This window comes from Mesorhizobium sp. M1409 (genome assembly GCF_040317535.1).
In the GTDB taxonomy this organism is placed as follows: Bacteria; Pseudomonadota; Alphaproteobacteria; order Rhizobiales; family Rhizobiaceae; genus Mesorhizobium.
The window spans coordinates 1-19,721 of the sequence record NZ_JAMYKV010000019.1; the positions used below are offsets into that span (position 1 = coordinate 1).

General features: G+C 58.8%; 19 protein-coding genes, 1 tRNA gene and 3 pseudogenes. 5 read left to right on the forward strand and 18 right to left on the reverse strand.

What is annotated here, in order from left to right:
• The coding region (locus tag NKG99_RS16560; RefSeq protein WP_352869559.1) for a transposase domain-containing protein at positions 1 to 237 on the forward strand (237 nt) is incomplete at its 5' end.
• Positions 238 to 545: 308 nt separating this feature from the next.
• Here the strand turns inward: NKG99_RS16560 and NKG99_RS16565 are convergent.
• Positions 546 to 1,091, reverse strand: a pseudogene (locus tag NKG99_RS16565) (transposase); the annotation flags it as partial.
• A 563-nt stretch (positions 1,092 to 1,654) separates the two neighbouring features.
• Between NKG99_RS16565 and NKG99_RS16570 the strand changes: the two are divergent.
• Together NKG99_RS16570 and NKG99_RS16575 are read left to right on the forward strand one after the other, a co-directional pair.
• Positions 1,655 to 2,629 carry a hypothetical protein gene (locus tag NKG99_RS16570; protein ID WP_352869560.1) on the forward strand — a complete coding sequence of 325 codons (975 nt, stop codon included), beginning with the start codon at positions 1,655 to 1,657 and terminating at the stop codon, positions 2,627 to 2,629.
• The gene (locus tag NKG99_RS16575; RefSeq protein WP_352869562.1) at positions 2,616 to 3,239 is read left to right on the forward strand and encodes a hypothetical protein; all 624 of its coding nucleotides are present in this window, start codon (positions 2,616 to 2,618) and stop codon (positions 3,237 to 3,239) included. Before NKG99_RS16570 ends, NKG99_RS16575 begins: the two co-directional genes overlap by 14 nt.
• 102 nt (positions 3,240 to 3,341) lie before the next feature.
• On the opposite strand, the pseudogene NKG99_RS16580 reads toward NKG99_RS16575, so the two are convergent.
• The 6 genes and pseudogenes from NKG99_RS16580 to NKG99_RS16605 all read right to left on the reverse strand — a co-directional run.
• Positions 3,342 to 3,500: pseudogene (locus tag NKG99_RS16580) on the reverse strand (AraC family transcriptional regulator); the annotation flags it as partial.
• Between the two features lie 53 nt (positions 3,501 to 3,553).
• Positions 3,554 to 4,036, reverse strand: coding sequence for a GtrA family protein (locus NKG99_RS16585; protein WP_352869564.1), 483 nt, complete (start codon positions 4,034 to 4,036; stop codon positions 3,554 to 3,556).
• Positions 3,981 to 4,673, reverse strand: coding sequence for a class I SAM-dependent methyltransferase (locus NKG99_RS16590; RefSeq protein ID WP_352869566.1), 693 nt, complete (start codon positions 4,671 to 4,673; stop codon positions 3,981 to 3,983). The genes NKG99_RS16585 and NKG99_RS16590 overlap by 56 nt, the downstream gene beginning before the upstream one ends.
• On the reverse strand, positions 4,648 to 5,715 hold the full coding sequence (locus tag NKG99_RS16595; RefSeq protein ID WP_352869703.1) for a glycosyltransferase family 2 protein: 1,068 nt from the start codon (positions 5,713 to 5,715) through the stop codon (positions 4,648 to 4,650). Before NKG99_RS16595 ends, NKG99_RS16590 begins: the two co-directional genes overlap by 26 nt.
• A gap of 177 nt (positions 5,716 to 5,892) precedes the next feature.
• Positions 5,893 to 6,117 carry a DUF768 domain-containing protein gene (locus tag NKG99_RS16600; protein ID WP_352869568.1) on the reverse strand — a complete coding sequence of 75 codons (225 nt, stop codon included), beginning with the start codon at positions 6,115 to 6,117 and terminating at the stop codon, positions 5,893 to 5,895.
• Between the two features lie 269 nt (positions 6,118 to 6,386).
• A complete protein-coding gene (locus NKG99_RS16605) occupies positions 6,387 to 7,727 on the reverse strand; it encodes a DUF6600 domain-containing protein (protein ID WP_352869570.1) in 1,341 nt (446 codons plus the stop codon).
• Between the two features lie 507 nt (positions 7,728 to 8,234).
• Here NKG99_RS16605 and NKG99_RS35955 point away from each other — a divergent pair.
• A pseudogene (locus NKG99_RS35955) lies at positions 8,235 to 8,492 on the forward strand (IS91 family transposase); the annotation flags it as partial.
• Between the two features lie 356 nt (positions 8,493 to 8,848).
• Here the strand turns inward: NKG99_RS35955 and NKG99_RS16610 are convergent.
• The 8 genes from NKG99_RS16610 to NKG99_RS16645 form a co-directional block, all read right to left on the reverse strand.
• Positions 8,849 to 9,457, reverse strand: coding sequence for an ATP-dependent DNA ligase (locus NKG99_RS16610; protein WP_502913080.1), 609 nt, complete (start codon positions 9,455 to 9,457; stop codon positions 8,849 to 8,851).
• 232 nt (positions 9,458 to 9,689) lie between these two features.
• Positions 9,690 to 10,028: a slr1659 superfamily regulator gene (locus NKG99_RS16615; protein ID WP_352663269.1), complete on the reverse strand. Its 339-nt coding sequence runs from the start codon at positions 10,026 to 10,028 to the stop codon at positions 9,690 to 9,692.
• An 18-nt stretch (positions 10,029 to 10,046) separates the two neighbouring features.
• Positions 10,047 to 10,607, reverse strand: coding sequence for a slr1658 superfamily regulator (locus tag NKG99_RS16620; protein ID WP_352869574.1), 561 nt, complete (start codon positions 10,605 to 10,607; stop codon positions 10,047 to 10,049).
• A 2-nt stretch (positions 10,608 to 10,609) separates the two neighbouring features.
• Complete coding sequence (locus NKG99_RS16625) at positions 10,610 to 12,976, reverse strand: SpoIIE family protein phosphatase (protein ID WP_352869705.1); 2,367 nt, start codon at positions 12,974 to 12,976, stop codon at positions 10,610 to 10,612.
• Positions 12,973 to 14,151 (reverse strand): methyltransferase domain-containing protein, encoded by a 1,179-nt coding sequence (locus tag NKG99_RS16630; RefSeq protein ID WP_352869576.1) that lies wholly within the window; start codon positions 14,149 to 14,151, stop codon positions 12,973 to 12,975. The genes NKG99_RS16625 and NKG99_RS16630 overlap by 4 nt, the downstream gene beginning before the upstream one ends.
• Positions 14,148 to 14,672: a ubiquinone biosynthesis methyltransferase UbiE gene (locus NKG99_RS16635; RefSeq protein WP_502913081.1), complete on the reverse strand. Its 525-nt coding sequence runs from the start codon at positions 14,670 to 14,672 to the stop codon at positions 14,148 to 14,150. The genes NKG99_RS16630 and NKG99_RS16635 overlap by 4 nt, the downstream gene beginning before the upstream one ends.
• Positions 14,673 to 14,845: 173 nt before the next feature.
• Positions 14,846 to 16,588 carry a putative bifunctional diguanylate cyclase/phosphodiesterase gene (locus NKG99_RS16640; protein WP_502913079.1) on the reverse strand — a complete coding sequence of 581 codons (1,743 nt, stop codon included), beginning with the start codon at positions 16,586 to 16,588 and terminating at the stop codon, positions 14,846 to 14,848.
• Positions 16,589 to 16,895: 307 nt separating this feature from the next.
• Positions 16,896 to 18,038 (reverse strand): helix-turn-helix domain-containing protein, encoded by a 1,143-nt coding sequence (locus tag NKG99_RS16645; RefSeq protein ID WP_502913078.1) that lies wholly within the window; start codon positions 18,036 to 18,038, stop codon positions 16,896 to 16,898.
• A gap of 231 nt (positions 18,039 to 18,269) precedes the next feature.
• On the opposite strand from NKG99_RS16645, the gene NKG99_RS16650 reads away from it, so the two are divergent.
• On the forward strand, positions 18,270 to 18,572 hold the full coding sequence (locus NKG99_RS16650; RefSeq protein ID WP_352869582.1) for a hypothetical protein: 303 nt from the start codon (positions 18,270 to 18,272) through the stop codon (positions 18,570 to 18,572).
• Positions 18,573 to 18,624: 52 nt separating this feature from the next.
• Here the strand turns inward: NKG99_RS16650 and NKG99_RS16655 are convergent, their stop codons facing one another.
• The 3 genes from NKG99_RS16655 to NKG99_RS16665 all read right to left on the reverse strand — a co-directional run bounded on the left by NKG99_RS16655 (position 18,625) and on the right by NKG99_RS16665 (position 19,689).
• Positions 18,625 to 18,918: a hypothetical protein gene (locus NKG99_RS16655; protein WP_352869584.1), complete on the reverse strand. Its 294-nt coding sequence runs from the start codon at positions 18,916 to 18,918 to the stop codon at positions 18,625 to 18,627.
• A gap of 204 nt (positions 18,919 to 19,122) precedes the next feature.
• Positions 19,123 to 19,431, reverse strand: coding sequence for a hypothetical protein (locus tag NKG99_RS16660; RefSeq protein ID WP_352823130.1), 309 nt, complete (start codon positions 19,429 to 19,431; stop codon positions 19,123 to 19,125).
• A gap of 165 nt (positions 19,432 to 19,596) precedes the next feature.
• Positions 19,597 to 19,689: transfer RNA gene (locus NKG99_RS16665), tRNA-Sec, on the reverse strand.
• Positions 19,690 to 19,721: the final 32 nt, after the last annotated feature.

Genomic DNA, 19,721 nt, shown 5'->3' on the forward strand with positions numbered 1-19,721 from the left:
CGCGGCATCGCTCTCGGCAGAAAGTCCTGGCTGTTCTGCGGTTCCGATCGCGGCGGACAGCGCGCTGCCGTTCTCTACAGCCTGATCGTCAGCGCCAAGATGAACGATATCGATCCGCAAGTCTGGCTCGCCCACGTCCTCGCTCGACTGCCCGCCTATCCAGCCCATCGGATCGATGATTTGCTGCCGTGGAATTGGAGACCCGCAAAACTGCGGACCAAACCAGCGGCGGCCTGATCATGCAGCGCAATAAGGTGCATCACATCTACACCGTCGAACGTGTCGCCAGGGACCTCGGCGTCAGCGAAGAGCTCATCCAGGACCTGACCCTCGGTCTCGAGCCCGAGGATGGCGTCATCTGGGTGTACGGGGCTAACGATGACGACGGGATCTTGGTCTTCACCGATGAAGGCATCGAAGAGGTCGAACTCCTCCTCGAAGAACATCATCGCGTCTCCCCATCGAAAGCTTGACCCCAGCACCGCGGTGCTCAGGTCCTCATGGCATCGGATATGCACGTCTGCGGTCTTCACCGGATGCGTACCCAGCACCGCCTGGCTGGCGATCACGCCCGCCTCGCGAGCCCGCTCGTAGCGCGCGTCCAAAATGAGATACGGATAGCTTTCCTCGAGCCGCTGCGTGAAGAACGCCTTGAGCGCCTCATCCAGCCGCGTCGTCGCCTCGCTCACCGTCGAGGCCGAGAAGGAGTGGCCGCACAATTCCTCCGTCACCGCCTTCACCTTGCGGGTCGAGACGCCCTGCACGTACATCTCCACCAGTGCCGACACCAATGCCTTCTCCGAACGCTGGTAGCGCTCAAACAACTCCGTCGAGAACCGGCCGGCCCGATCCTGCGGAACGCGAAGCTCCAGCACCCCAACCCGCGTCACCAGCTTGCGCTCGTAATAGCCGGACCGGTAACTCGTCCGCTCCGCCGTCCGCTCGCCTTTCTCGGCCCCGATCGCCTCCGTCATCTCGGCTTCAAGAACCTCCTGCACGACAGTCTGCAATGCCTGGCGAAAGCCGTCCTCATCCGACAACAGCAACGCTTTCAACTCGCCTCTGCTCAGTCTAACTTCTCGATTGGTCATGGCACTTCCCCTTCCACGGGAATCGGTGATTGCAACGTCACCATCGTGCCATGGCCGCTCGCCCCTCAGAGCAAGCGCCGTTCTCTCTCCAAAACTTTTTGCAGAACCTTCAGGACACTATCCGTTGAAGCGCGAATATCACTCCATTCTTCGGCTGGTGTGATCGATCGACCTGACCCAACGACCCCTGCTGCAGAAGGAACCGAAGTGGCGCGGCATCGTTGATCCTTACGATACTAGATCAAGTTGCAGACGGGGCTTCAAGTTGACGATCTTGATGCTTCCGATGGACCGATTTTATGGCTCGCAGGGCCATCGAGCCGGCGCAGGCAGGGTCGCCATCGCAGAGTGTGGCGCCATCACCTGTGGAGGCACAACCGGCGCTTGGAGACAGGGCCCGCGCAAACGCTGGCGGTCGCCTTTGGGTCATCGCCGCGGCGGTCCCGCTCCTGTTCATGATCAGCGGGCTTGTCATTCGGTATGCTGCGTTCCATTCAGTCTCGGCAGTACCAGGCTTCGAAGCTTATGCGCGTGCGCTCTGCAGGTGGGACTGCGCGTGGTATGTGGACATTTCCGAACACGGCTACGAGCGTTTTCCCATTCCAGGCCAAAGCAACGTCGGACGCTGGGGCTTCTTTCCATTGTATCCCATGCTCGTGACGACTCTTCGGTTTGCTTTCCCTTTTCCCACGATTCTGATCGCGACGATCACCTCGATTGCATGCAGCTATGCCGCCTGCCTTGTGGCATGGCCACTTCTGGAGAAGAACATGCGCGCTTATATACTGTATTGCGCTTTCCTGCTTAGCGGCCCGTTCTCCTTCCACTTCACCACGTTCCTTACCGAACCTCTTTTCGTGCTCCTGACTTCGTGCGTCTTTTTGGCACTCAAGCGCTCCAACTACCTGGCCGCTGGCGTTTCATGCGCTTTGCTGTCGGCAACGAGGCTGGTCGGGGTTCTTGCTGTGTTTGCAACCGTCATCCAAATGTTCGAGCAGCACCGCCAGCAGGGCGGGTCGGCGGTGTCTTTCCCGCGATGGGTGCTTGGTCGTCCGGATATGCTCGTAGCTATCTTCATCTCGCCCGCCGGCTTGTTTGCTTACATGCTCTTTTTGTATCTCACTGTCGGGGACGGGTTTGCGTTCTTGCACGTCCAGCGCGCGTTTGGGCGGGTTACTGGCGATCCGCTCCTTTTTCTATGGGACGGTCTCGCAGCTGTGCCGACAAAAGGACGGCTGCCCACGGCGCCGCAATGGAGCGCGCTCGCAGCGATCATAGGGCTGACCCTATCGGTCGTTCTGGCGGCTCGCAGGCGATATGGCGCTGCGCTCTTCTGTGCGAGCAGCATCATCCTGCCGTTGATCACCAACCTGGCTTCCATGGTTAGATACGTCATTGGGCTTGCGCCGCTGATGATCTTGATTGCCGAGCTGCTGTCGGTATCGAAGCTGACCTATCTCGTGACTTTGGCTCTTTTCCTGAGCGCATGTTATTTCATGACTGTGGCGTGGATTGGAGGCTATCTTGCCCTGGTCTGACAGCCTGTCACCCTTTGGCCGTGCTGCCTCGACTGGCGGCTACGCGCTGGCGTTGGTTCTGGCCGTGTCCGAGATCATCATCCTCGCACTCGCTCTCAATCCAGATGTCAACGCCGATTATCGGGCCTATTACATCGATCGCACGACGACGTGCCTCAATCGCGATGCGGTTGGCAGCTACACTCCTGGCCAGACGGTATCGTTCCGGTCCGACGGCGCCAAACAAGCAGCCGGCATGATGGTCTGCGGTTGGTCGGGCCCGGTAGGCGACGGAACCCATTCGCTGGGCGAGACCTCTCGGCTGAGACTGGAAATGCCTTCCGTTCGCGACGGGCTTACGGCAACGCTACAAATGTCCGCCGTCATTCGTCCACCACAGACCACTCAAAGGGTAATGATCTCGGTGAACGGAGTTCGGGTACACGAGGTAACACTGTCGAGCAAAGACCCGACGACGATCTCGTTCGCGATCCCGCACGCAGCGTTTGCCAGCGCAAAGGTACTCGAAGTGACTTTCGACTATCGCGACGGGATTCCGCCAAGCCCGGCCGCCAGCAAGATCTACAAACGCGCCATTAAATTGGTATCGTTCCGGCTGGACGCCGGCTAGAGCACTTCACCGTTTTGCGGAAACGGTGAAGTGCTCTAACTCTTTGTTTTGACGCAATTCCGGACGGAAAACCGCTTCACAATTTTCTGGAGTTGCCCTATTTCAGCAGCACAACAGTTCCGTGATTATCTCATATGCCTGCACCTCCCGGATGGAGGACAGCCGGCGTTGGCAATAGATCGGGAAGTCGCGTGCCTCCTCGCCGCTGCTCGGCAGCCAATCGCGATAAAGGCAGAGCGCGGCGGGCTCGAGATCATTGGAGCCGTGCTTCAGCAAGCGGCTTTAGAACGGAAATCTTTCTGGCGGATCACGCGTCAGCCATCGCCGGACTGATCGGGAATGTGTTCTGCAAAAACCCATCGGTCGAGCACGACGAAATTGATCGCGGGCACAAGCAAGCAGGTAATCATGATGGGAAAGATGAGCGGCAGGCCCAGCTTCGCCGTCAAAAGCGCAGGCGCGCCATAGGCGATGGCCAGGCCGATCGCCGCCAGCAAGAGAAATCGCGGAGCCTCTGATCTATGCGACCCGCGCGACATGAAGGTTACTGACCTGTGCGCGAGATAGGAAAACAACGCCGCGGCTGCGTAAGCTGCAAGGGACGCTCGGACGGGGCTGAAGCCGAACCGTTCCGATTTGACAAAGGCGGCCGCCAAGGCGGCATACAGGATTGTGGCGGCGATGCCGACCAGGCCGAAGCGCGCCAGAAGCTTTAGGGCGGAGCCGCCGGCAGACCGATGTTCAGACGCGCGCACTACACGCATACTGGGCTCCAAGCGGCAGCGGCGCGAGGGCACGCTCAACCTTTCTGGCGAACCCGCCGGTCGACGGGAGCAGCAGGAAGTGCTCGGATCGAACCTCCCTGAAGCCTGCTTGTCGAAAGAGGGCCGCTGCTTTGACCGCGTTGAGCAGGACCGCGTCTTGGTCGAACGGACACCGGAGCACCGCCAGACGCGTCAGCGGATTATAGGGATTGTGCTCGATGATGCAGGCGACGCCGCCTTGCCGCACGACGCGTCGCATCTCGCGAAAAAAATCGAGCCAGGATGCGGGCGAAACATGATGAACAACACAACTGGCAAAAGCCAAGTCGAACACGCAGTCGTCATAAGGCAGGCCCGTCGTGGTGCATGTCCTATAAACGACGCCCGGATTGTCCTCGCTGGCGCGCTGGATCGACCCTTGCGAGACGTCGCAGCCATCCAGGCGCTCGAAAGCGCCGTCTAGATAAGGATGGAGCGAACCGACACCGCAGCCCACATCAAGCGCCCGCACCATGGCTCCCCGCCGACGAAGTCCTCGCTCGGCGACTAGGCGCCGCAGCAGGTCGGCCTTTGCGACCAAAAAGAAATCGTGCTTGAGTCCGGAAAAGCGGATCGACCCGTCGATCGTCTCTCCGTAACTGGATCTATAGCTGTCGAAGAGTTCGGACACCGGGAGCGACTCCGTTCTTGGGCTTGCGAAACGATCTCCGGCGCCCACCAGCGATGGCACGCACCGGCTCGTCGAAGCCGGTAAGCCGATTGATCACGTAAAGAGGGCGGCGTTTCACCTCGGCGTGGATGCTACCGACATAGAGGCCGACCACGCCGGTCATGAAAAGATTGATGCCACACAGGAACGATACGATCACCACGGTGGACGTCCAGCCGGCAATGACGCCGGTTTCAAAAATCCAGGCGAACACGGCATAAGCGCCAAAGGCCAGCGCAAGTGCGGAAATGGCCGATCCGCCCCAAAGCGCAAAGTGGAGCGGCTTTTCCGAGAAGCTGACAACGGCGTGGACGGCAAGGTGCATCATCTTCCAGAAAGGGTATTTGGTCTGGCCGATGGTCCTCGGGGGGCGTTCGAATGGCACCCCCGCTTGCTTGAATCCCATCCAGCCGAACATGCCCCTGACGAAGCGATCGTGTTCAGGCATGTGTCTGAAGACATCCAGCGCATGGCGGCCGACCAGGCGGAAGTCCCCGACGTTGCGCGGGATGTTGACCGGCGTCATCTTCTCCAGGAAACGGTAGAAAAGATCGGCGCTAAGCCGCTTGAACCAGGATTCGCCCTCGCGCTTGACACGGCGGGCGTAGACGATCTCGAAACCTTCCTTCCACTTTGCCACGAGATCAAGAACGACCTCCGGTGGATCTTGCAGGTCGGCATCCATGACGATGACGGCATCCCCCTCAGCAGCATCCATGCCAGCCGTGATCGCAATCTGGTGTCCGAAATTTCGGGAAAGCTCGATAAGCCGGAAGCGAGGTTCGGCGGTGACCACCCGCCGAAGGTATTTGACGCTGCCGTCATGGCTACCGTCATCGACAAAAATCGCCTCGGTCTCTCCATCCAGCCGACTGATCAGTGATCTGATCCGTTCGATCAGTCGCGGCAGCACTTGTTCTTCATTATATATCGGCAGGACCAGCGAGTAGCGCGGCGACGCGTTCACTCCCGTCCCGACGCTTTGGATCACAGAGGCTCGCATGCGGATGAAAATGAAACGCCCGCACCAAAGTTCCATAAGGCATAGCTAATTTAGAAAATTTTAGATATGGAGAGTCCGGGGAAAGACAGGCGCGCTGCTGGCACCTGCTCAAAGCTCAATAGTCCATATCTGCAGCCTCGTCGCGACCGCGAACCGCCTGAGGCAACCACAAAATCCCTAATCCGCGAGACCGCCGTCGCGATGTTCAACGGCATGAATGATCGCTTCATAAACGCTACCGATCTCTTCATCGATCTCCTGAATTGGGATGCCTTCGACGGCCGCCGCCCGCAGGGCCTGGTCTGCCATATCGGTTACAAGCCGGCCCGGGTCGTCGGTTGGCCCTTCCGGCATGTGTTCGGAAATCCATTTGTGTAGAAAGTCGGCACCGCGGGTGCTCATGGCGATTGCTGGATAACGACCTCTGCCGAGACAAACCTAGGATGGGGAACAGACACTGTCAGGCCTTTCGAAATAGCCTCGGGCGCGAGGTGACGTCTCACCCTCTTCGGGTTGCATGCCTACCCTATGTTCGTTGACGGGCATTCCGCGCTTCCAGCCGGTATAGAGGAGAGCAGGCTGGCAGCGAAGGAAAGTGGCGAGGGTTCGCAGCTTTTCGCGCATTGCCGTTCAGCGGCACCGCGATGGAATAATCGCGGTGCCGCGCACAGCTAGCAGTTCGCGTCAGTCTGCGGATCGCACGCCTTGTTTTTTTGCTTCTGTGGCTTGGGCTTGGCCGCCTGCTCGGGCTCGGCTTGCTGCTGCTCGGCGGCGGGCTGCTCCTTGGCCTTCGGCTTCTGAGGTTTGGCCGCCTGTTCCGGCTCGGTTTGCTGCGGCTCGGCGGCGGGCTGCTTCTTGGCCTTCGGCTTCTCAGGCTTGGCCGTCTGTTCCGGCTCGGCCTGCTGCGGCTCGGCGGCGGGCTGCTTCTTGGCCTTCGGCTTCTCAGGCTTGGCCGTCTGTTCCGGTTCGGCCTGCTGCTGCTCGGCGGCAGGCTGCTTCTTGCCCTTCGGCTTCTCAGGCTTGGCTGTCTGTTCCGGTTCGGCCTGCTGCTGCTCGGCGGCGGGCTGCTTCTTGCCCTTCGGCTTCTCAGGCTTGGCCGTCTGTTCCGGTTCGGCCTGTTCGGTCTTTGCTGCGCCTTCGGTCGGCTTCGATTTCCGGCCAGCCTGAACCTGCTTCACCTCCTCAATGTCTTTGAGCTTGGCTGGTTTGACCTTGGGGTCGGCTTTCACCTCACCTTCAAAGACCGCGACCGTATTATTTTCCAATTTGCCGGACTGCTCGGGCGCGTCGGTCTTGCTGACCTTGACGGCAGTCACCTTCTGGTTCGTCGCCTTTTCGATTACATCAACATCAATGACTTTGTTGATCATCACGTTGTTCTGGATCGTCACGTCGCCGGCCGGCTCGGCCGCCTCGGCAATGCGCACAAATTCGGACTCATCACGGATAACGACGACAGAAACGTCCGCAGCAAGGAATTCGCGGGTGGGGACCACCACCCAGTAATAATCCGGCGTGGTGTCGAAGGTTATCTCGATTGAAATCAAATCCGGATCACGGCGCGGCGGCAGCGGAGCCCAAATGATGTGCTGCCTGTCACGACGCCAGCTCACCCATGCTGGCGCCCAGCGAGTGCCCGGAACCCAGTACCAGCCGATATCGTCGGCATAGCCCCATCGGCCGTAATGGTACGTCGCCCAACCGAATGGCTCGTCGGACACCCAGAGCCAGCCATACTGCTCGGTATAGACCCAGTGTCCAAGCGTATACGGACGCCAATCGTCAGGCACATCAACCGGCACGAAAACGGTCGCTCCGTGATACGAGATCCAATCGCCATGGGAAGACAGGTCTTCGTAGAATGTGCTGGTCGAAATCTGGGTGGCGGCCCTTGCCTCGGACACAAGCGGCAATGGCGTAATCGGGTTGGGAATCTCGACGATTGTGAGCAGGCAGGCGGTTACACCGCCGAGCATCAGTCGCACCGCATTGTGGGCAAGGACGCGTTTCATCCCGTTTCCTCCGAAACAGATCGCCCTTCATATTGGAAACTCGCCGGCAATCGAATTGTTCCACCTTGCCGGCGTCGCCCGCATTCGCTCACGCAGCGGCTTTGGCATCGCACAATGATAAGGGATCAAACATCAGAGTTGCTTCATGAGGGGCACCAGGTCACCAACCGCCCTCACAAATCCGCGCCCGGAGATTGGAGATGTTCCTGCTCGCAACCACGAAACTGTTTCCGCAAAGTCACATGAGGAGACAGCCATTTTCGGACCGCTCGATGCCGCGAAGAAACCCTGCAAGCCTATGTAGACAAAGCTTCCTGCTCCCACCAATCTGAGTAGCGTGGCAACGGCCATGAACAAATCGCTGCGTGCACACACACTGGGATGAGATACTATTTCAAACGAACCGCTGCGCCGGTTGCGCACCGATGATCATGTTCGACCTCGTCAAGCCGCGCGGGAGCAGAAACCTCATCGGCACCTCGAAGTCGACGGCCTCCGCGACCTGTCCGCATCCGCCACTATGGGCTGCTTGCCAGCGCCAACCGCAAGGCCAACATCGCGCGCGCTCGCGAACTGCTCGCCGCACCCCAGCCCAAGGACGAATGCGGCGGATCCAATAGCGCCGATGCGACCGCCCCAACCGACTGGCGGCCGCCATGTCCGTGCTGCGGCGGTCGCATGATCATCATCGAAACCTTCGAGCGCGGCAGCGATGCCAGAGCACCCCCGTCCGGCAGCTCGACAAGCGGAGCCCGAGCATCATGACCGGGCCCCGCTCATCACCGCGCATCATCTCTGCCGAGGGACCTTATCGTCCCCGGATGAACGGCTTCGCGCGCCGCCGCCCAACCGCACCGAAATCGCCCGCTCTTCAACCGCCACACCGCATCATGCGCCGCCTCGGCCGGCCGCGCGCGCCCGTCAACCTGAGCAGTCCCACCTGTCAGGCGCATCAGTGCACCCACCGCGGACCAAGCGAAACCGTCAAATCCCCATAGCGCCGAAACCGAGCCTCCATCCCGCGGGTTCTTTCCCTGGAGGCTTTCGGACGCCGGCCCGTCGCCAAGCCAACACGTTGTTGGCCGGCATCCGTAACCCTACACAGAAGCGGTCGTCGAAGCTCAGAAATCGGGTCCCTCGAAATATTTGGCCTTCAGCCATGTATTCGACGGTCCGCTCCTGTAGCGGCTGTCGGCGCGCTTCGAGATAATGCTTTCGAGCCCCACCTTTTCGATGGCACGAAAAATCGCTAGCGCACTGCCCTCGAAATGCTCGCTGTACTGGATCTTGCCGAGGCCGTGCTCAACCAGTTGCCACAGCGCCTGCTTGCGCTTCAGCAGGGGCAAGGAGCCTAGATTGCGACCGTCGAGATGGAGGATGTCGAACGCTACGAACACCAGCCGGCTCGGTTCGTTCCAGATCGCGGCTTCCAGCGAAGGGCAATCGGGAGCGCCCTGCTCGCCTGGCACAATGACCTCGCCGTCGATAATGGCAGCCCGGCATGGCAACTCGACAGCCAGCGCGATGGGCCAGTATTTCGTGGTCCAGTCACGGCCGTTCTTGCTGTAAAGACGCACACCTCCTTTATCGATGATGATCTGCGTTCGGTAGCCGTCAAGATTGACCTCGTGAAGCCATCCCTCATCTTCGGGCGGCTCCTTGACCCGAGTCGGGATCTGCGGCGGAATGAACTCCAGCCGGCCGCCGTTCACCTTGGCACGCTTACTCAATGACCCCACCTTTGATCGCGCAGCGGCGGCTGTTCGGCACAGGCAGCCCGACATCCCCCCAACCTGGACGCCTGCCGCCTGTGCCGAGGCCCCGCCGAGCCATTGCGAGCATCTGCGCACCAAGCCGGATTGTCGTTAGCTTCGCATCCACATACTTGTCCTGGCGTACATATCTCGCTCGTTGCGGCGGTCTTGCACCACGCAGTCTTTTGGCTAATTTCGAGCGACCTGATTAGTCCATCAAAAGCACCACAGCAGGATGCAGCTTCTTCAGATTCGGCAATGATTTTGATTGCCAGGGTATGTCGGGCGTTCCACGCACGACGAGTCGGACATCGGGATGCTTGCGCACCTCGATGGTAAATTTCGCCAGCAGGTTGATGCCGGAAGAGTTGAGAAAGTGAAGGTCCTTCAGATTGAGCGTAATGGAAGCGGGATTCGAGGCAAGCACGCTGGTCGCCAGTGCCGTGATAGGCGCACCGGCGTCGGAACTGGCAAGCCGCATTGCACCGTCGAAAAAAATTTCGCTTCCTTCAGTCCATACGCGGTAGTCGTCTGTCTTGATTTCCATAGGCTAGCTTCGTTTCATTTAGTTGTGAATTTGCGAGATCGGAATGGAGGCATATGTCTCCACATAAATCCGATCGCTTTCGTCGGCGGCGCTGAATATCCAAGCCAGGCGCGCGCCGTAGTCGCTCATCAACGTCAGTAATCCAAGTCCGGAGCCTCCTACGTCGGGGTTCGCGGCATTGGCTTCAATTCGCTGTATCAGCAGGTCCATGGGGTCGCCAACCGTGATGTCCGCCAGGAGACTTTGGAACTCGGACGCATCTTCACCATCGACGTCATTCGACACCTTGAGCTTGAAGCATTCCGAATCCATCGACGCCTCAATCAAGATCTCACCCGGTGCGCGAAACTTGACGGCATTTTCGATGAGTTCGTTGACCAGATATCCAATGCTGTGCCGCACTTCCACGTAGTCATTGCGGGACGACCGGAAGCGCAACGCGAAAAGATCGGCGATGAAGTCCGAGGTCGTGGCACAATGACGCCAACTCAAGTCGAGAGGTCCGTCGAACAGCCGCACGCGACTGACGCTCTCCTTCATCCCGATTGCAACGTCAGGGGTCCCGAACAGCGTTGTCATGGCTATGTGTGCCTTATGATCACGAGGGTGATGTCGTCGTGGATCTTCTGGATCCCGATATGGGCCATCAGATCGTCGATGATGCCGGTCTTGATGTCCTCGGCGCTGCTGCCGTGACGCTTTTGTGCGCTCTCACAGAGGCGCTCGAATCCGAACAATTTTCTGTCTTGGTCTTCCGCCTCGGTCACTCCGTCCGTGTGCAGCACGATCACGTCGCCGCTCCCGAACACGATGTCGCGCGTGGCAATGAACTTCGAGATGTCATTCTCCAGGCCAACCGGCAGACCCAGATCCATCGTGTCGATACGTTCGACGTCCCCGTCCGCACGCACGACGAGGACATCCTCATGCTGGCCGGATAGCGTGACCCGCTCATCCTCGAAGTCAAGGAATGCCAGCGAGAGATGCTTGCCGGTGTTCGTTCGCTCGATGTTTTTGTAGATCGCTCTGTTCAGCCGATCCAGAAACTGGCGCGGATCCCCCTCGTTGGTCTCCTGCAGCGCGCGTGCAACGGATTGGACCATGAGCATCAGCACGCCGCTCTCAAGACCATGACCGGTCACGTCGCCGATGCCGATTTTGACCCGTGACCCGTTCTGCAGGACGTCATAATAGTCACCGCCGACCTCGTCGGCCGGCCGCATGTAGGCCGCGATCTCCAGCCCCGGAATCGCTTCGAGTTCGAATTGTTTCGGCAGGACCATCATCTGTATCTGCCTGGCGACCGCGAGTTCGGCGCCAAGGCGGACGTTCTCGTCCTGCAGCTTTTCGTTAAGTGCGGAAATCTCCTGATTGGCGTCCCCGAGTTCCCTAGTTCGTTCGTCGACGAGTTGCTCGAGGTTTTCCGTGTGAAAGCTGATCTGCTCGGCCATCCGGTTGAAAGCGATTCCCGCCGCTCCAACCTCGTCGCGCGTTGGAATGCTCACGCGGACCGAATAATCTTTGGACTGGAGCCGCTGGGCGGCGCTGGCGAGCGCCCTGAGACCCGCGGTGATCCGCTTCGAAATTCCGAGCACGGCGGCAAAAACTATCAGAAGCGAAACGATGATCGCGGCGACCTGAAAAAGCAGGATACGGTTGGTTGCGCGGGAAATACTCTCCTGCGCGGCAAACAGGGACGCATAGATCTCCCGTTCGGGAACGACGATCCCGACCGACATCGTTTCGGACTTGATCGGTCCCGAACTCCACAGATTGGTTGGCTTCAATCTTTTGAGGACAACAATGTAGGGTACGCGTTCGCCCTTGTCGTCGAGCATGATATGCTGAATGACACCGTCATTGTTCCGGTCGAGAGGCAGCGACGCGATAGCCGGCTGCGTGCTTCCCCGCAGGGACCTCTCCAGGCCAGTGACGCCCTGGCTGCCCGCATCGCTCGATGACGTCAGGCCGATGATTGCTTGGCCCGACGGATTGATCGCCACCACGTTGCCAGTCGACATCGTGAGAAAGCCGAATCCGGTTTCAGCGATCTTCACGCGTCCGACGATTTCCGCGAGTTGGTCGAGAGTGATGTCTGCTCCCGCCGTACCGGCGATACCGGTGTGATCGCGCGTCCACAGCGGATGGAAAAAGCTGACGATCAGCTTTCCCGTGATTGCATCGGTGTAGGGCGCTGTCTGGGTAATGTCGTCGGGGACGGGACGAGAGGCTGGATCCCTGGCCCATTGCTGCCATGAACCGTAGATACCCGGAAAGAAGAACTCCCAGAATTCCGCCTTGTTGTGTCCCGGATAGAGCTTGTCGAATGTCTGTGCCTGGTCCGTATACGGCACGGTCCTGAATATCGGCCGTTCTTTTGGACCAATATAATACATCTGCAGTTTGGACGATCCGCTGGCCATGAGCGTCGGCGCAACGAGGTCCAGAACGGTGCTGTCTTCTATTTCCTGCTGAACGCTTGGCAGCGGACTGTGATCGGCGCCCAGCAGGTAGCCCCAGACGCTCACCACGGAAGGCGCGCCCGGCAGGTTCTGTGCCCAATCGCCCCGCGCGTCATAGACGACCTTTACCGAGCCGGGAGCCTGCTGCGAAAGGGTGGCTCCGACCTGTTGCTGCCTGCTTGGATCGTCGATCTGGGCCTGCAACACGCCGGCCAGCGCCTTGACGTCCCCATGAACTCGATCGAGCAGCAGGTCGACGCTCAGCGCTGTCGATTCGGCATAGGAACGAATGTATTCCTGGTTTGCGGTCGTCAGGCCCTCACCGACTTCCGATGTGGCATCGCGCGACAGCTTTTGAACGTTCCAAAGCGCCAGGCCACCGCTCAAGAGGAGGTCGAACAGCACGGCGCCACCAACGACCAATACGAATTTCGCTCGAAAGGAGCGCAGGCCGAAGCGCGGCGTACCCTCATCCTCGGCTTTCATTGCGGCCGTCGCCCCGATGCGACCCAGATCGGCCAACCCGCATAACCCTTGGGGTGGAGCGCAGCGAAAATGTGGTCCTCGAAGCCCTGCCGAAACCGCGCGACGAACTCCGGTCCATCGCCGCGTCTGGTCGCCATCTCGCCCGCATAGACATCCGCCCAGGCTGCGATGACATCGGCGAAGTCCTGCGGATCGCCGTCCAGATTAGTGACCATGAAGGTCTCCACAAGGATGTCTTCGAATCCGGCTTCCACCAGGTATCGCCGACTCTTGGGCCCAAGCTCGACGTCCATCTCGAAATGCCCGAACAGCTTCGCCACCTCGTCGTAGGTCCAGCGAATGCTTTCGGCGCGCGGCTCGCCGAGGCAATGCGAATTCTTTTCGTTGGTGATATAGACCCGACCGCCTGGCTTGCATATGCGGTAGAGCTCCTTGAGGATGAGTTCAGGGCGATTGAAGATTTGCAGGGAATGTCGGCAGGTGACCAAGTCGAACTGAGCTTCGTCGAGCAGCATCTCCGACGCATCGCCATACGTATATTCGATGCCCCGGATGTCGAACTCCCGCATCACTCGTCGAGCATAGTTCAGGCTTGATCTGGAGTGGTCGAGGGCGACGATCCGCGATGGCTGGAACTCCTTCTGCGCGAGCACAGCGAAATCGCCGATCCCGCAACAGATGTCGGCCATGACGATCCCGGGCCTCATCCCGTGTCGCGGCAAGATCGCGCGCTCGTGGCGCCATGTCATCTTTGTCTGAGTACGCAGGATCGGTACGAACCCGCCTTCCTCTAGAAAGCCCTGGCCCGGATAGAATTCGGTGTCATACTCCTCGACGGTGATGTTCGGTTCAATTCCGCTCAGGCGACCGAATTTTCGCGAGGTCCATCCGACGACGCTTGACGTGATGACGACGAATTTGAGATCGGGTCGAGCGCGACAAGCGTCGATGATGATCCTCGAAAAGGCGTGAAACGCGGCGTTGTTCATCTGCGTCAGGCGCCTGACATTGACGTAGAGAACGCCGCGCACACGGCCGATCGCATCGCGAAGCAATGCTATGCTGGGTCCAAGCTCATCGATCGCCTGAGGCCGCACCACGCCAGATATGGAAAACTCCTGGTTGTTCGCGTCGTATTGCGCCTTAAAGCGCGGGAGAAGGTCGTAGGGGCTCAATTTTGCAAGCCCTCGAGCGGAAGATCCACGACAAGCTTGATTGCATCGCCATCGGCCTCCTCGATCCAGAGTGTCGCGTTGTAGTCGACAGCCAGTTCCAGGAGCATGACCTCGCGGCTCGGCGCGAGATCCCCAGACACTGAATTGAGGTATCGCTCTCTGGCCTCTATTCCTGCAAGTTGCGACACGGCTTCTTCGTAGAATTGGCGCTCTTCCGGTACGCAAGGAAATGTCAACTCGATCCTATCCGTCGCGCCATGGCGAGACACCCTGCATGCCAGTTCGCCATCGGCATGGCGCGTGCGAAAGGCGACTTCCAGCAATTCGTTGAAGGCGGAGGAAAAGAGATTTGAATGCCGGACCGAGTCGGACCTGTTCTGGCTGATCATCCGGGCCATGTATGTCGAGACATAATCGCAGTGTCTCCAAGCGGAGACAAAAGCTTTGATTTCCATGTCGATCTGGACCATGGGTTCAAAGGTCGGTCCGCCGCCAGCCAGGTCATGATGAACAGGTCCCATCGGCATCCTCACTTGTTCCATCAGTATTGAACCCCCGCGGGGTGATGGCCTCCGCGACGAAAAGATTCACCGCCCGTGGTCAGTCAGTCTGGCACCGACCCGAAGAATTGCGCGGTATCCGCCTCGATCGTTCTACAAATCTCCACTTCATCGTTAACAAAGGGTTCAAGGCGCTAGTGCGCCCGATTTGATTCCTGCATCGCTCGTACCACCCTCGGCGGGGACCGCTTGATGAAATCGCTGATCGCCTCGGCTCCGAGCGGCCGTCCTAGGTAATTACCTTGCAGGCAATCGCAATTTTCCTTGATCAGCCAGCGTGCCTGTGCCGATGTTTCGACTCCCTCGGCAGTGACATTTATCCCTAGGCCGTGCGCCAGATTCATGATCGATCGCACGATCGTTTGGCTTTTGAGGTTGGTCTCCAGGTCCGCAATAAAGTACTGATCGATCTTCAAAGTATCGAAGGGAAAGTTCTTAAGGTAGCTTAACGACGAGTAGTATGTTCCAAAATCATCGAGCGAAATTCGTATTCCCAGGACGTTCAGGGTATTCAATGTATCGATATTGTCGATCGTCTTCTCAAGCAGGACCGTCTCCGTTATCTCCAGTTCAAGTCTGTCGGCTTCGATTCCAACTGCGTCGATGATCTGGGCGACGGTGTCCGTCAGCGAACCGCTAAGGAACTGAGCTGGTGACAGGTTCACCGCGACCGTCAGCGAGGAAGGCCACGTCAACGCCTGGCGACAGGCTTCCTCGAGCACCCAACGCCCAATCTCGTCCATCAGACCGTCGGCTTCGGCGATCGGTATGAACACGCTGGGAGGAATGTTTCCGACCTCAGGGTGCCGCCACCGCAGCAGCGCTTCGAAACCGATCACCGACGAGGGAGGCCGAATGAGCGGCTGATACTCCAGATAAAGCTCGCCCCGCTCCAGCGCGGTTCGAAGGCTGCGTCTCAGATTCTCGCGTTGCTCAAGCAAGAGCAGCATCGAACGGTTGAACGTTCGAGCGCAGCCGCGTCCATCTGTCTTGGCCGCGTAAAGGGCAATGTCAGCGGCTTTCATCAGTTGTTCGCCATCGGTCCCGTGCTCCGGCCCGAAAGCAATTCCGATACTCGAGCCGACGAAGACGGGAATGCCGTTGATGACGAACGGGTTCTTGAACGCGTCGACCAGCGATCCGGCGAGGCGCTCAGCTTCTGCTGGCTGCTCTTTCCCCAATTGGATGACAGCGAACTCATCGCCGGCATACCGGTATGCCGATTCGCCATCCTGCAGCGCGTCGCGGATACGACCCGCCGCGAGCTGAAGAAGCGTATCGCCTGCTCCATGCCCGAGCGTGTCGTTGACTGCTTTGAAATCGTCAAGGTCGATCTGCAGCAGGGCGGCTTTCGGCTTCAGTTCGCCGAGGGCCGCCAGCGCTTGCTGCAGCTGCTCGCCGAATCGCCGCCGATTCTGCAGTCCGGTCAGCACGTCATGCGTCGCCTGATGGAGCAAAATTACATGCTCTTGCTCGTCCGTCACGCTGCGCCCATCGCGCTCCCTTGATTCAATGATTCCCACACCATTTGCAGCGGCGAAAACAAAAACGGACCGCAGCACTTCGCCCGATGACCGCGGCAAATCGATGCTTGCCGGTGAGCCGCCATGGAACACGCGAAGAAACTCGTCGCGATACCTCGCATCGAGGAAGCTCGGGTAGATCTCCCAAAGGGCGGCACCCGGCGTCACCGCGCTTCCGTACATGCCCCTGAGCTTGGTTGCGTAGTGGGTCAGACAGAAGTCGCGGTCGTAGAACGACAAAAGTTCGGTCGTGTTGGCCAAAAGGTCAGCGAGAAGCGCTTCGCCGGGACGTCGAACATCGCTTGAGGAAGGCCCCTCACTCCCCTTGCCGACGCCTGATGCCTCTGGAGCCAAGAGCCACCTCCATAAGCGGCGCAAATCCACGTCGCCCAGTCCAGAAATAACATAACTATCAAGCTTGGCAAACTTTTAACTCGCGGTCTTAACAAGTGCAGCATACGGCGCAGGTGCAATGCGTGCTCCGCTGTGGTTCTCAGCGATAATAATCAACAGCCACAGTTGGTTAATAAGTCGGGAATTGTTACGAATTGGCTATATGATTGATGGCGTGGTGGACGCAACACGAAATATTCTGGTCCATGATGCGGCGTGGCCTTCCTGTTTTGAGCACGTCCCATCTCAACCATCGCCGAACTTGTGCTCAGCTTCCGAGCGCTTTGAGCCAACCTTCAAAGGAAGACGCCTTCTCGTGTTCAGCAAGCGAAACAGAGTGGGCGGGGCGCGGTAACACCACGGTACCGCGGCCTTCGCGGGGGCTGTAACCGAATTCCTTGCTGAATGCTCGGCTGAAATTAGCCGCTGAACTAAACCCGAAGGCCTCAGCAATGTCGACGATTCGCCGGCTGTCCGCCGGATCGCTAAGCGCAATATGGGCTGCCAGAAGTCGGCGACTTTGTATGTAATGGAGAACACCACCGCTCGGTTCGAACAATTGATAGAGACGAGAGCGCGATACGCCGAGCGCCCGGCACATTGAATCCGGTGCCAGATGGGCCGCATCCAGATTGTTTTGGACGTATCGACGCGCTCGCTCCATCAGCGCGACACTCACCAATTGTTCGGCGGCCGCGGCATGTTCCGCCGGAGGCGCGAGGCAGGCAATGATCATGCTGCGTGTCGCGTGTACGATGCGGGGCAGATCTTCAGCCGTGAGACTGCGCAGTCTTGCTTCTATGCTGTTGACGTAGTCGACAAAGAGGTTGGCAAAGTTGCCGGACATAATTGAATTGTTTTTTGCGTCGAGGGTAGACGCCGTATCAGAGAACAAATCACGCGGCAGATAGAGAAACAGGCTTTCCGAGTCCGTTACCCTCCCGCGAAACGGGTAGCCAAGCGATCTGAACTCCAACTTGCCCGGCTGGTTTTCCGCAACGCGGCGATCGACCTCCGTCCACGACCGGCCTGTACGTGGCAAGACGATGTACCAGTGGTCGATCGAACTGGATCGGAGCTTCGCGGCGGAACGCATGTAGCTGTGTGCCGGCGCGCGCTGTTGAACGATCAGCATGCCACCGAGATTCCAGGCTGTGTGGTCGGCGGGAAAACCATCGTCCGGCGATTTGTCATCCGGCAACCTGACCTCGACAAGCGGCGCCATTTGCGCTTGCCAAGCGGCGAATTGATCCCCTGGCGCCAGCTCGAGCGTTGAAAAGGGCAGAGGTTCGAGCGCCGGCGCGAACGATGGAGCGGCCTCATTGCGGGGTTGACCTTCGCGCGACCAACGACGTCGATCACGGTCCCGCGGCTGCCTCGCAGGAGCCTCGTCTTGCCTCTTAGTGTCCATCGCGTGGTGCCATATCCGAATCGGGTATGCCCATGCCCCTCTCAATCATGTGGTGTATTTCGGGCATCTGGCAAGGCTGGCGGAACTCGAGTCGACCGAAATGGCGATCACGCTGGATTACAGCAAGAAATGCATTCCGAGATAAGTTTCTGGATGCGAAGATAACGACACTCTTCAACCTGATGCGTATAGAATCTGGCATCGTGAAATAGTAGTTGAGGATGTCACCAAATGAACACAAAGCTCAACAGCGAAGATCGTCGCAAGATAATTCTTGAGGGATACGGCAACAATGAGCCATTGAAAGCTATTGCGGCAAAGATCGGATGCTCGCTGGCGAGTTTGAAGGTCACCGCCAGCAAACTCGGCTGTACACGAACTGCGAAAGAAGCGGCGGAATTTCGACGCGGATTTCACGTTCCGGAAGACAAGCGGCAAGATTACAACCAGCTTATGATTGCCGGGCAATATAAAGCTCGTGAGTGCGCGCTGATTTTGGGACTCTTAACAGAACAATCATCAGGCAGCAGGTAAACTGATTCCAATACACCTGTGGACGGTATTGTCACTTAATCATTCCATCGTGTCAGCGGTTCATCAGTAAAAAGCCCGCCGCAAAGCACGGGCGACGGGCCCTGAAAGGTTCGCACAGATGCTGCGTCGGCGTTTCAATCATTCCTGCCTCAGCCCTCACGATCTGGCTATTTGCGAACGCGTGTTCGATCGGGTCTGCGCGAATGAACATCTCGACCCTTTGGACCCGGACGCCGAAATCTTGGCAGTGATGGTCGTGGCCATTTTTCAAAATGTTCACACCAGCGAGCGCGAACTGCTGGAGGCGGTCAAGTGTCGTCGGCAAAAGGCTGCGGGAACCGGACATTAGTACATGTCGCCTAAAAGTACGCAGCGGTTTTAGTAAAGCGAGATGGAAGCAATAACCTAAGGCGTCGCATGAATCCGTTCCGCGCCCAAAGCGGCTGCTTGCGGCGGTGACCGAGGCGCCGGTTACCGCATGGTGTCGTCGGCAAAAAAGCGACGTTGCGCTCTCTGCTTTCACATCCGGGTACGCCGAAAAGTCCGGCGGTCAAAAGTCGACCAGCGGCGTGTCCACGATCTGGTGCTCGAACAGCAGCCAGAACGGCGATCCCCGGGATTCGGAGTACCAATGCTCAAAAATCGCAAGGGCCTCGCCGATATTGGTGGCGGGTTCGTCCTCGGGCAGCTTCGCGGCCTGGAACAACGCAAGCGCAACGGGGCCAAAATGCGTGATCGCTTCCGTGCGCGCCTCGCTGTCCGCATTCCAGCCGAGCCGCAAGCGCAGGACAGCCAAAGCGCTGGCCACGGCGATCTCCTCACTTTCGGCCGAGGCCACGGCGTCCGAGATCGCCTGCATGAGGTTGAGCCGCCTGAAGGCGAAAGCGCGCTCCTGTTCCAGAACCGCGATCTGATTGGCCGCTTGTCGCCTGAAGCTTGCTTCGGTTGTCCTGGCGGTCTCAGCCGTCGTTTTCAGGTCATTCAGAAAGGAAGCCGTCGGGTTCATCTTGGCTCACTGGGATAGCGGAAGAGAGTGGGAGTCGAACCCACCAGAGACCGACTCGCGGCCCCTCCCGGATTTGAAGTCCGGACGCCCCACCGGGGACGATGCTCCTCCAGAAATTTGCGCCATCGGCGGCTCACCCTCGC

Excerpts from the sequence above, each read along its gene's own strand:
- NKG99_RS16595 (WP_352869703.1), bottom strand. The coding sequence starts at position 5,715 with ATGCGAGCCTCTGTGATCCAAAGCGTCGGGACGGGAGTGAACGCGTCG.
- NKG99_RS16600 (WP_352869568.1), bottom strand. The coding sequence starts at position 6,117 with ATGAGCACCCGCGGTGCCGACTTTCTACACAAATGGATTTCCGAACAC.
- NKG99_RS16605 (WP_352869570.1), bottom strand. The coding sequence starts at position 7,727 with ATGAAACGCGTCCTTGCCCACAATGCGGTGCGACTGATGCTCGGCGGT.
- NKG99_RS16615 (WP_352663269.1), bottom strand. The coding sequence starts at position 10,028 with ATGGAAATCAAGACAGACGACTACCGCGTATGGACTGAAGGAAGCGAA.
- NKG99_RS16620 (WP_352869574.1), bottom strand. The coding sequence starts at position 10,607 with ATGACAACGCTGTTCGGGACCCCTGACGTTGCAATCGGGATGAAGGAG.
- NKG99_RS16625 (WP_352869705.1), bottom strand. The coding sequence starts at position 12,976 with ATGAAAGCCGAGGATGAGGGTACGCCGCGCTTCGGCCTGCGCTCCTTT.
- NKG99_RS16635 (WP_502913081.1), bottom strand. The coding sequence starts at position 14,672 with ATGGGACCTGTTCATCATGACCTGGCTGGCGGCGGACCGACCTTTGAA.
- NKG99_RS16645 (WP_502913078.1), bottom strand. The coding sequence starts at position 18,038 with ATGGACACTAAGAGGCAAGACGAGGCTCCTGCGAGGCAGCCGCGGGAC.
- NKG99_RS16650 (WP_352869582.1), top strand. The coding sequence starts at position 18,270 with ATGAACACAAAGCTCAACAGCGAAGATCGTCGCAAGATAATTCTTGAG.
- NKG99_RS16655 (WP_352869584.1), bottom strand. The coding sequence starts at position 18,918 with ATGTCCGGTTCCCGCAGCCTTTTGCCGACGACACTTGACCGCCTCCAG.
- NKG99_RS16660 (WP_352823130.1), bottom strand. The coding sequence starts at position 19,431 with ATGCAGGCGATCTCGGACGCCGTGGCCTCGGCCGAAAGTGAGGAGATC.